Source organism: Pseudomonas sp. AD21 (assembly GCF_002878485.1).
Taxonomy (GTDB): Bacteria; Pseudomonadota; Gammaproteobacteria; order Pseudomonadales; family Pseudomonadaceae; genus Aquipseudomonas.
The window spans coordinates 1-1,489 of record NZ_NQYG01000128.1; the positions used below are offsets into that span (position 1 = coordinate 1).

A 1,489-nucleotide genomic window follows, 5' to 3' on the forward strand; every position below is an offset into this window, starting at 1 on the left:
CTGACTCGCAGACAACACACACTCTGCTGGCATAAAAAAACCGCCACCCCGATCAACCGGGGCGGCGGGTTTTGTCGTTTCAGACCTCGATCAAACCGTATTCACCTTCAACGACTGATCACCCAGCAGTTCGGCAGCTTTCAGATCGACCATTCGTCTTAAGCGTTTGCGCACCTGTCAGATCTGACAGGTGCGCGCTCGCCCGAAAAGCGCTCTGATAGTGCCTGTAAATCCTACGGCACAGGAGCCTGGATCATGACCGCGTCATCGTCGTCCGACAACACTGTCCTCGTGTTCTATCCACCACGCATCACTGGACAAACCTACCCGGTGGTCGGCGCGATGGTCGGCGTTCCTCTGGTTGCGGTTGACCTGGTCACCGACGGTGGGGGGGCTTACGTGGAGGTCGCCCCGCCGCTGTCCGGAATGATGGAACCGGGCGATCTCATGCGCATATGGTTTGAAGGTGACCTGACGATGCTCGACAGCCAGACCATCGTTAATCCCGATGTGACGACCACTCTGCGTCTGCCCAAAGGGCGTTTGCACCCGGACCGCGTCAACCTGCTGTACGTCGACGTCACCCGCGGCAGTGGCAACATCGGTAAATCCGATACGATGAGCGTCCTTTACAACAGAGTCCGCCCCGGTCTGAAAGACCGCCAGACCAATCCTGGCGGCCACTCCGAGCTCAAACTTCTGTTGCCTGATATTTTCAAGAATATGCTGGACCCAAGCTTTGTCAGCGCGCAGGTCTGCGTGGCCTATCCCTATTGCCGGGCTTACGACCGCATCAGCCTCAAATGCAACGGCGAGATCATGTACGCCGACGTCGATAAGGATCTGGCGCCCCAACCGCCAAACCCCGGCAACGAAGAGCCGATCACCATTTGTTTCACCGTCGACCGCGCCTTTCTCGACAAGGCGAAACGACTGGACGGCAAGCTGCACTTTTCCTTCACGGTCACCGACCAGATCGGCAATGGCCCGGACCCGGATGCACCCTGGTCCCCCGTAGCAACCGTGGAAGAAGACCTGGATGGCAAGCGCCTGCCGATGCCGATCCTGCTGGAGCGGATGGAGGATTATCCCGGTGACGACAACAGCATCATCGAGCTGGAAAAACTGGCCGGTAATCCGCTGCTGGTGGTCATCCTCACGACAGACAAGCGCTTTGTAGCAGGCTATGACATCGAGGCCGTCTACACCGCAAGAGTGACCGGGCGGCCGGACGTGGTGGTGGTTGTCAGTGGCAAAGTCGAAACCGATCAGTTCGGGCAGAAGAAACCCTGCATCCTCAATGTGCCTTTCGACAACGTGATTGCCGACAGCGCCGTGACCGTCACCTATGAACTGCGCCAACCTGACGGCACAGTGGTGGCGACCTCCATCCCGGCGAACGCGCAAGTCGTCGGGGCAGACACGATTGATTTGCTACCCCCTTCTCTGGTGTCGCCGGCGGTGAGTCCGATTGATATTCCGGCTTATC

Annotated in this window: 1 pseudogene; it reads left to right on the forward strand. The window is 58.6% G+C overall.

Annotated elements, in window-relative coordinates:
* Nucleotides 1–255: 255 nt before the first annotated feature.
* A pseudogene (locus PseAD21_RS29300) lies at nucleotides 256–1,489 on the forward strand (hypothetical protein); the annotation flags it as partial.